We start from the raw sequence: 9093 nt of genomic DNA on the forward strand, positions 1-9093 counted from the left end.
GAATTATGATTGCATTGATAGCAGAGAAGCCCAGCGTGGCAAAGGACATCGCCCGCATCATCGGTGCGACCGGGCGTAATGACGGTTATCTTTCCGGCAACGGGTATATGGTGACATGGGCGTTCGGCCACTTAATCCAGCTTGCCATGCCGGAAGCCTACGGCGTGGCGAACTTCCGCCGGGAGAGCCTGCCCATACTGCCGCCCGATTTCCAGCTAATCCCCCGTCAGGTGAAAGCGGAGAAAGGCTACAAGGCAGACCCCGGCGTGCTGAAACAGTTGAAAGTGATAAAGGAAGTGTTCGACCAGTGCGACCGGATTATTGTCGCCACCGATGCCGGACGTGAGGGTGAGTTAATCTTCCGCTATATCTTCCATTACCTGAATTGTCGGAAACCATTTGTGCGCCTGTGGATAAGTAGCCTTACCGACAAGGCAATCCGTGAGGGGCTGGATAACTTGCAGCCGGGAGAGCGTTACGATAACCTCTATTTCTCTGCCAAGTCCCGCAGCGAAGCGGACTGGCTGATAGGGATAAACGCCACCCAAGCGTTGAGCGTTGCCGCCGGGCAGGGGGTGTTCTCGCTGGGCAGGGTACAGACACCCACGCTCGTGATGATATGCAGCCGCTATTTGGAGAACAAGAATTTCGTACCCGCCAAGTTTTGGCAACTCAAAGCGGCGACCGCCAGCGGGGGAATAAATTTTACCGCCCAATCGACCGCCAAGTGGGAACAGCAGCCCGAAGCCATAGCCGCCCTGCAACGGGTAAAGGATGCCGGGCAACTTGTGGTTAAATCCGTTGAGAGGAAAGAAGCCTGCCAAGAACCGCCGCTTTTGTACGACCTTACCACGCTGCAAAAGGAAGCGAACACGAAGCTGAACTTCTCGGCTGACAAGACGCTTTCCATAGCGCAAAGCCTGTATGAAAAGAAAGTGATGTCCTACCCGAGAACCGGAAGCCGCTATATATCGGAGGACGTTTTCGATGAAATGCCGGAGCGTGTCGCCCTGCTGGGGCAATACCCCCGCTTTGCCGGGTATGCCGCCGGGCTGGACGGCACACCCCTGAACCGCCGTAGCGTGAATGACGGCAAAGTGACCGACCACCACGCCTTAATCGTTACCGAGAACCTGCCCGGCGAACTCTCCAAAGACGAGCGGGCGGTTTACGAGCTGGTAGCCGGGCGTATGCTGGAAGCCTTTTCGGGCAAGTGCGTGAAAGACGTTACCACCGCCATATTGTCGGCTGGAGATACCGACTTCACGGTAAAAGGGGCTGTGATGAAAGTAGCAGGCTGGCGTGCCGTGTTCGGCGAGCAGGAAACGGGCGGGGACGAAGAAGCCGCCAGCCTGCCGCCACTTCAAGAGGGCGAAAGCCTGCCGATTTTCAACGTGGAACTGTTGGAGAAGCAGACCAAGCCGAAACCGCTGCACACGGAAAGCAGCCTGCTTGCGGCAATGGAAAACGCCGGAAAGGAACTGGAAGATGCCGAACTGAAAGCCAGCCTGAAAGATGCCGGGATAGGCACACCCGCCACCCGTGCGGCGATTATCGAAACGCTGTTCGCCCGCCAGTACATCGTGCGTGAGAAGAAGAACCTTGTGCCTACTGACAAGGGGCTTGCCGTTTACAAGATTGTCAAGGACAAGAAGATTGCCGATGTCGAAATGACGGGTATGTGGGAAACCGCCCTTTCCAAGATAGAAGCGGGCAGCATGGATGCCGATACGTTCCGAAAGGGTATCGAGGTGTACGCCGCCCAAATCACGGCGGAACTGCTTTCGGTACAATTATCTGTTGCGGGCGGTGAAACCTGCCCCTGCCCGAAATGCGGTAGCGGACGCATCCTGTTCTACCCGAAAGTGGCGAAGTGTTCCAACGTGGATTGCACGCTTACCATATTCCGCAACAAGTGCGACAAGCAGCTTTCCGACAAGCAGATTGTCGAGTTGGTGACGAAACGCAAGACCGGGCTAATCAAGGGCTTCAAGGGCAAGAACGGCAAGGCTTTCGATGCTTCGCTGTTGCTGGACGAGCAGTTCAATGTCGGTTTTTCATTCCCCGAAAAGAAAGCGAAACCGAAGAAATAGCCTATCTTTGCCACTGAAATTTCATTGTGATAGGTTTTACAACTTATAATAATTGAAATTTTAGTGGTTGCGCCCGGCGGGAACCGGGCGCATTTTTTTATACGCTCCCGCCAAACAGGTAGGTCGAACAGACCACCCCGTTATCCAGCACCCTGCTTTCCGAGAGTTTCCAATGTGAGCCGAATGTTTCCCCGATAAAGCCGATGCCTTTGCCCGCCATGACCGGGACGGTGTATATTGTCAGGCTGTCCAGCAACCCGGCTTTAATCAATGAAGTAAGCAGCTTACCACCGCCCACCACCAGTATGTCGGTTTCCTGTTTAAGTTCATAGACCCTTTGCAGCGGTTCTTCGGTCAGGAACTCCACGCCGCAGTCCGGCGTCACGTTGGTGTCGTAGTGTGACACCACAAAAGACCGCTTGCTTTTGTGCGGCCACCCGCCCCAGTGTTCAAAGATGTAGTTGTAGGTGTTCGCCCCCATAAGCAGGCAGCTTGCGGCGGCGTGTTCCCTTGCCGCCAGTTCCTTGACCTCACGGGGCATCCAGTCCAGTTCATAGTCCGGTGTGGCGGTATGCCCGTCCAGCGATACGGCGATGTGCGCTTTGATTTGTTCCATATTGTCAGGTATTAAAGTGATATAAATCCCTACTGTCTTTGCACGTTAGCCGCCACCTCAAAAAGAAAGCGTGGCATGACGCTGTTTCAAAGTAGAGGTACTGGCATACCCAAATGTGGAAACAGTGCAGCCACGCTATGACAAACGCATAGCATATCCTGCGCTGAATATCCCCACATTTTGAAAAGTGCCAGTTTTCTACTTTGGGACGTTCGGCGAACGTATATGTTATATATAAAGGCAATATTCCGGCAACCGCCGTCCAACTGCCGTTACTTTTTTCGTGTAACTTCTGCAAAGTTAAGCAAATACCCTGAATTTTCACGTGCAAACAGAAAAAATCCTGCCGTGTTTCACAACAGGGCAGGACACAAGCACATGAATTACACAAGTTTTATCCATACGTTTATGGACAACCTGTGTTCCATCGAAGATTATATGAACCGATGACAAAACAGCTTTGGTTCGCCGTGTCTTTGGTGATGATGTCCCTTTCCCGCATGAAGCGGATATAGCTCTTTGCGGTGCGTTCCTTGATGTCCAAGACCTGCTGCAACTGCTCGCAAAGGTCTATGTAGGTGATGCGTGTCTGCCGCCCGAAGATGTCACGTGCGACATTCACCAGTTCCCTTTCCTTGCGTTTCTCCTTTTCCTCACGGGGCTTCTCGCCCTTGTACACGTGCATCCCGGCTTCCTTGTCCCATGCAAAGAGCATCAGCGGCACGTCCAGCGGGCTTCCGTCCCTTACTTTCAGGGCTTTCACTACCGACTGGGCGGGTTCATCGTCTTTCTCTATCGAAAGGATTGTAGCCGCCTTGCGCTGCAACTCGCTGCCCAAATGTCCCCGCAGCTTCAAACCGTTGGGGACGAAATGCAGCACGCACAGAATACACGTGTTGTAGATACCCGCCAGCCGATAAAGTTCATCTATCACCGCCACGCTTTCCGCTTCATCGTTGGCACTCTTAACAAGGTCGGCGATGCCGTCAATGACGACCAACTGGATGCCGCCGTACTGGTAGTAGAACTTATCCATGCTTTGTACAATGGCGTTCAGGCGTTCTTTGCGTGACATACCGGTAAGACAAAACGCTTTCAGTTCATCGGGTTTGTCCGGCTGTTTGGCACGTGCCAGCAGGTTGCTTACATTCTTGAACAGTTGCACTTCCGACTGTTCGGTATCATAGAGCAAGACCGCCTTGTGCCTGCCGTTGGCGGTTATCTGTACGCCCAGTGTATCTACTTCCGCACCAGCCGGGCAGATGCAGCCCGCCACGATTGCGGCTACATAATTGCTCTTGCCCGTTCCCTCGCCCCCGGTGATGCCGAACAGGTTGCCTTGTGTTCCTAACGGAACGTCACCCGCCGAAATAATCTCTTGCGCTTTGGCGGGCGGGTTGTTGAAATCTATCTCGCATGATTTAAGCATAATCAATGTGTCGCTATACAGGTTGTCTAAAAATTCGATAAACAGTTTCAGGAAATCTTCACGGGTGTTCCCGGCTTTGAAGTAGTCGGATATGTCCTTTTCCTCTTTCGTTCCCGGAAGCGGGAGCAGCAGGCGTTTCACGCCAAATTCTTCCAATAGTTTTTCCTGCTTGCGTGAGCTTTCCCTGCCCGTCTTGTCCATGTCAAAGAGCAGGACGATGTGCTTGAAGCGGAACGTCAGCCGATAAACCAGCGTTGGCGGTATCGTCACCGTTTCACTGTTGAAGCAGATAGCGTGAAAACCATGCGCCGCCAGCGAAAGCACGTCTTTCTCGCCGCCCGTGATGAATAGCGTGTCGCCTTTGGCGGGCAGTTGCTCCAGCCCGAAACAGTAGTTTTCGCCGAAGCTGCCGCCATAGAGGAAGCGGGGCGTGGAGAACGGGCGGTACAGCTTGATGTACTGTTTGCCCTTGTAGCCGTACATGGGTTCTGCCACCGATGAAGTGTAGGTGTACGGTTTGCCCTCTGCCGTTTCGCTGTTGTATTCCCGGAGCGAGCAGACCTTGTAATGTTCCAGCAGTTCGGGCGTGATGCCGTACTGTTGCCAGTACACCAGTTCGGCAAGCGGAAATTTCTGTTCCCGGAACTGGTAGGGCTTGACGGGCTTTTCGGGCTTTTCTTCGGGTTTGTCCGGCTCTGCCCGGCGGACGGTTGCCGGGGGAACGGAAACCGGAGTGCCGGAAGCCAGCCCCAAGCCCAAATCCCGGTCGATGATTTCCAGTATCTCCACGAAGTCAGCCGCCCGGTTGCAGTCCAGCCCCTTTAACTGCCCCACGAGGAAGAAGCAGTCGCCGCTGTAACTGTCGTTGCCGAAGTCTTTCATCTTGTAGATACCGCCCCGGCGGTCGAAGTAGATGTTGCAGGAAGCCTTGCTGTCCTCGTACAGCGGGTTAAGGAAGTTGCGACCTATGCGCCAGTTTCCGGGCAGGTAGTGTTTGAATACCGCCAGCCCGTTACTTGTTCTTTCTAAGATTTCCTCTTTCCTTAGCATACAGTTGGTGGTTGGTTATCAGGTTGTCGATGTTCTCTTTGTTGCTCCTAATCAAACGTTCTTCCAGCATCCGGCGTATCTCGCTGACCTTGTAGAAATAACGTCCCCTGATGTTGGAATAGGCGATAGTCCCCGATACCCGCAGGCGTTGCAGGGTCTTTTCGCTTATTTTCAGGAACGTGCAGACCTCGTAGCTGTCCACCCACATATCTTCTTCACTTTGTTTTGCCTTTTCTACATGATTGAATATGTAATCGGCAATGGCAGTAATTTTGTTGTCCAGTTCCTTGTAGGCTTTGGACTCGAATGTTATTATTTCCATAATGGTAACTAATTGATTTGCCGCAAAGTTCGGGTGTCCTGAAAAATAAAACGCCACAGGCGAACCCACCTGTGGCGAAATAAATTTTGTTAAAGAACGGTTGCCTAATCCTGTTCCCTCATGCGCAGCAGCAACCTGTCTTTCAGGGTGGAGAGGAAGCCTGTGCGGTCTTTGGTCTTGGCTTTGAGTTCCATGTAGGTATGGTAGAAGTCGCCGAGGTCGATGTCGAAAACGTATTCAAAATAGGCTACAATCTCCTTAATATCAACCGTTCCCTTGTTCAGACAGCCGCAGGCGTCCAGTGCATAGACAAGCTCCACCAACGCCCTTTTCGTCCCCGTCCAGCGTAGCACCTTTCCTGTGAAGCCGTTCTTCACCCGCTTGCGCTGTTCCCGGCGTTCCAGTTCGTGCAGTCGGTTGGTGAGGTATATTTCCAGCAGTTCGTTGGCTAAAATCTTGGCTACCTTGAAGTCGTGACTGGTGCTGAACTGTGGGTCTGTTTCGTAATAGAAACTGTCCACAATGATTTGTATGTCAGGCTTCCCACGCATGAAATACTGCCTGTCCAAGTAGGTGGCTTTCGTGCGGTGGTACTGGTAGAACGCCAAGTTCCGCTGGAACGACTTTGAAATCCGGTCGGTTTCCGACAGCAGGTAGTCCCGCTGCACGTCCTCGCTGCCGCTGGGGAAGCGCACCTCTATCTTGTAAACGGTGTTGTAATAGATGATTTTGCTCGCTAAAAGCGGTTTCAGTTCCTTGAAGAAGTGTATTTCTTCTTCCGTGCTGGCGAACGGGTAGGAGATTATAAAGGTTTTGAGTTCGCCCAGTATCTCTTGCAGGTAGTCCACGCACAGGCGGCAGAGCGTCAGCGTGTCCGCTGCGGTGTCCTCGTATTCCTGTATCTGCCATTCCACTTTTTGAAGCAGTCCGGCGAAGTATGTTTCCAACGGTATCTTATGTTCCATAATCTTGTGCTTATCTTTTATGAAGCACAAAGTTACGGGCATAAAAAATCTGTTTTATTCTTGATTTTTCACATTACGTTCTTGTAACTGTGCATTTTCTTGTTTCCTGCGCTTTTCTGCGTATTTCTCCGGGGGTATCTAAAAGATACGCCTTGCAGAAGTCGTTCAGGTTCGATGTCGATGCGAACCCGGTGGTGAACGCCACTTCGGTAAGCGTGAGGTTTGTGTTCATCAGGTAGTGTTCCACGTCTTTTACCCGTTCCTTTATCACCCATTCCTTAGCCGTGTACCCGGTCATTTTCTTTACCTTTCGCCGGAACGAGCCGTATTCCATGCCGCATTTGTCCGCCAGTTGCTCGGCATCATAGACCATGTAGCCTTTCAGACGTACCATTTCGGTGAACGTCTGCCTGCCCAGTTCCGGCAGCATCCGTTCGGCGTGGCGCAGCTCCTTTTCCGTCACCAGCAGGCGGTTGTCCCTTACCGGGTTTCTCCGCAGCAGGTGGAAAGCGTGGCATACCGTGTTGTATACGTTGCATAGGTACTGCCGTCCCGGTCGCATCCAGTGGAGCGCATCGCAGTAGGCGGTCAGTTCGGGTATGTCGTCCCGCTTGCGGTGCTGTTCCGCCAGTTCGTCCAGTATGGCGTAATGTGTGGTGGACATACCCAGCAGAATGATGATTGCCTTGTAGTCCTTGTACGCCGCCAGTGTCGGCGTTTCCGGCAGGCTTTTGAGCGTGTCGCACACGTGGGCGCACAGCCGCCCGTCCTTGCTGAACGGTTCAAGTTCCAAGTAGTTGTCCATTTTCCGGCTGTTGTGCAGCAGCCATGTTACCTTTTCGTCCAGTTCCTTGCAGGACGCTTCCAACTCCGCTTCGGGAGTGGGAAGCAATAGTGGTGTAATCCGTTGTTCCATATCTGAATAAATTGATTTGTTTCCTGTACGTTACCCGGTAGCCCATAGCCAGACCTTTTGGATTAGCCGCCAAACCACGTGATAAAGGAACATGGCGGCAAGCATAAGAAAACCTGCCCGCAGGAAATATTCTTCAATGCGTTGCCAAACGCTCGTTTTTCGTTCGGGCATCAGTATGTCCGCCACTTCCTCAAAGGTCTTGCAGGCGAAAATCACTTGCCGGAACTCGTCTGCGCTGTTCCAGCATTCTTCCTTGAACCACCGTGTCTTGGGGTATCGTTCCGCTACCAGTTCTTGCAGTTTCCGTAACGGGAACGGTTCGGGGTTGTCCCCGTACTCGTATTCAATGGAAATCACACGTCCCTGCATCCTGATACAATATCCCAACATCCCTTGCCACTTCACTTTGTGCGCCCCCTTTTCAACATATTTCGTCCCGGTTGCATCCACAACAATGTAGTTCTTCCGCTTCTTCAACAACTTGGTATTGGTCGTTGTGTACAGTTCTTCCTTGCGAAACACGTATATCATGTTGCCTTTGGGGGCAAAGCTGAATATCGGGTATTTTAGTTGGGCTTTCATTGTTAATAGTCTATTGTTTTATAAAAGCAAAATAAAGCAGGGTAACACCTGCCACAACCCCGAAAAAGATACAACCTGTAATAATGAAAGCCCAATCGAGGTAATGGAAATCAAGTTCTTCAAAAGGAATGGCGGCTTTCTTTATATATCTGTTCCATACCCATATTAGAACTTTTCCAAATCTCTTTGCTGTGATAAGGCTACTCATATTGTTCTTTGGTTTTCAAGCCGGATAAGCAGAAAATAACCGCATACTATTATTAATACTCCAATTCCCAAGCCGATAACCCAAAACAACCAACCCGGATATTGGAATATCATATCCTTGTATTTGAATTTCTTCTTTTTAATCAGTCTGTACCAAAGCCAAACTGTAATTTTCCCAAGATTATAAAAGATAGTAGGCGAACTCATTGTTTATTTAATGGTTAGCAGGGAACGACTTGCCGTTATCCTGCGTTGTTAGCTGTATCTATTTTAGAAAATCCAAATCAAAATAATATTGATTGTCATTCTTCGGATTTATGTAAATCGTTGTCATTTCATAGTGTTGCAATAGTATTTCCAATGAAACTTTTTCCTTCAAGATTACATCACTGCGAAATGTTTTTGTCTTTCCATTGTATTTGGTTGTGTACGTTACGGTGTATATTGTAGTGGACACGATTTGTTCACTATGATAAATGTCAGGGAATAAATAGCCACTGACACCATTCCAAAATTGGATTTCCCATGTATGGAATATCCGAAAGATAGGCTCTTGCATCCTTGATTTCTTGGTATTCCATTTCTGTGTAGTGACTTTACATTGGTTTAAATCAACAAATAATTGTATTCCATACCTTTTTATTTGTTTTGTAGCCTGTTTTACTCTATATTTATAAATAGTATCACCAATAAGTCCGGAATTTAACCAAACAACCAATAAGATAGCTCCTGATATTCCAATAGCATACCATTTTGCAGCAAAGCAAATGCCCACACCGAATACATAAATCCAAATAAAAATAAATCCAAGTATTCTCAATATTTTATTCTCATAGATTTTCATGTCATATAATTACATCTAATGGTTTGGAAAGGAACACCATTCAGGGGTTATCTTTCCTTGTTACCAATG

Annotated in this window: 9 protein-coding genes; 1 reads left to right on the forward strand and 8 read right to left on the reverse strand. The window is 50.1% G+C overall.

The annotated features are described in order from the left end of the window. Positions 1-5: 5 nt before the first annotated feature. Positions 6-2093: a type IA DNA topoisomerase gene (locus DW033_RS09065; protein ID WP_118023846.1), complete on the forward strand. Its 2088-nt coding sequence runs from the start codon at positions 6-8 to the stop codon at positions 2091-2093. A 97-nt stretch (positions 2094-2190) separates the two neighbouring features. Here the strand turns inward: DW033_RS09065 and DW033_RS09070 are convergent, their stop codons facing one another. From DW033_RS09070 to DW033_RS09115, 8 genes are all read right to left on the reverse strand, one after another. Further along, the gene (locus tag DW033_RS09070) at positions 2191-2709 is read right to left on the reverse strand and encodes a dihydrofolate reductase family protein (protein WP_118023845.1); all 519 of its coding nucleotides are present in this window, start codon (positions 2707-2709) and stop codon (positions 2191-2193) included. Between the two features lie 406 nt (positions 2710-3115). Further along, positions 3116-5188: a bifunctional DNA primase/helicase gene (locus DW033_RS09080; RefSeq protein WP_118023844.1), complete on the reverse strand. Its 2073-nt coding sequence runs from the start codon at positions 5186-5188 to the stop codon at positions 3116-3118. After that, positions 5151-5510, reverse strand: coding sequence for a helix-turn-helix domain-containing protein (locus DW033_RS09085; protein WP_004309986.1), 360 nt, complete (start codon positions 5508-5510; stop codon positions 5151-5153). The genes DW033_RS09080 and DW033_RS09085 overlap by 38 nt, the downstream gene beginning before the upstream one ends. Positions 5511-5614: 104 nt before the next feature. Further along, positions 5615-6517, reverse strand: a complete 903-nt coding sequence (locus tag DW033_RS09090; RefSeq protein ID WP_118023843.1) for an RteC domain-containing protein — start codon at positions 6515-6517, stop codon at positions 5615-5617. Between the two features lie 31 nt (positions 6518-6548). After that, complete coding sequence (locus tag DW033_RS09095; protein ID WP_117945572.1) at positions 6549-7391, reverse strand: AraC family transcriptional regulator; 843 nt, start codon at positions 7389-7391, stop codon at positions 6549-6551. A 30-nt stretch (positions 7392-7421) separates the two neighbouring features. After that, positions 7422-7973: a hypothetical protein gene (locus tag DW033_RS09100; protein ID WP_117721671.1), complete on the reverse strand. Its 552-nt coding sequence runs from the start codon at positions 7971-7973 to the stop codon at positions 7422-7424. A gap of 10 nt (positions 7974-7983) precedes the next feature. Continuing rightward, the gene (locus DW033_RS09105) at positions 7984-8181 is read right to left on the reverse strand and encodes a hypothetical protein (RefSeq protein WP_117721672.1); all 198 of its coding nucleotides are present in this window, start codon (positions 8179-8181) and stop codon (positions 7984-7986) included. Positions 8182-8445: 264 nt separating this feature from the next. Then, complete coding sequence (locus DW033_RS09115; protein WP_117721674.1) at positions 8446-9024, reverse strand: hypothetical protein; 579 nt, start codon at positions 9022-9024, stop codon at positions 8446-8448. Between the last annotated feature and the right edge of the window lie 69 nt (positions 9025-9093).

Origin of the sequence: Parabacteroides sp. AF39-10AC (assembly GCF_003635405.1) — a bacterium.
Taxonomy (GTDB): Bacteria; Bacteroidota; Bacteroidia; order Bacteroidales; family Tannerellaceae; genus Parabacteroides; species Parabacteroides distasonis.

Bases quoted from the DNA above. Each gene is read 5' to 3' on its own strand.
- DW033_RS09085 (WP_004309986.1), bottom strand. From the start codon at position 5,510: ATGGAAATAATAACATTCGAGTCCAAAGCCTACAAGGAACTGGACAAC.
- DW033_RS09100 (WP_117721671.1), bottom strand. From the start codon at position 7,973: ATGAAAGCCCAACTAAAATACCCGATATTCAGCTTTGCCCCCAAAGGC.
- DW033_RS09105 (WP_117721672.1), bottom strand. From the start codon at position 8,181: ATGAGTAGCCTTATCACAGCAAAGAGATTTGGAAAAGTTCTAATATGG.
- DW033_RS09115 (WP_117721674.1), bottom strand. From the start codon at position 9,024: ATGAAAATCTATGAGAATAAAATATTGAGAATACTTGGATTTATTTTT.
- DW033_RS09095 (WP_117945572.1), bottom strand. From the start codon at position 7,391: ATGGAACAACGGATTACACCACTATTGCTTCCCACTCCCGAAGCGGAG.
- DW033_RS09070 (WP_118023845.1), bottom strand. From the start codon at position 2,709: ATGGAACAAATCAAAGCGCACATCGCCGTATCGCTGGACGGGCATACC.
- DW033_RS09080 (WP_118023844.1), bottom strand. From the start codon at position 5,188: ATGCTAAGGAAAGAGGAAATCTTAGAAAGAACAAGTAACGGGCTGGCG.
- DW033_RS09090 (WP_118023843.1), bottom strand. From the start codon at position 6,517: ATGCCCGTAACTTTGTGCTTCATAAAAGATAAGCACAAGATTATGGAA.
- DW033_RS09065 (WP_118023846.1), top strand. From the start codon at position 6: ATGATTGCATTGATAGCAGAGAAGCCCAGCGTGGCAAAGGACATCGCC.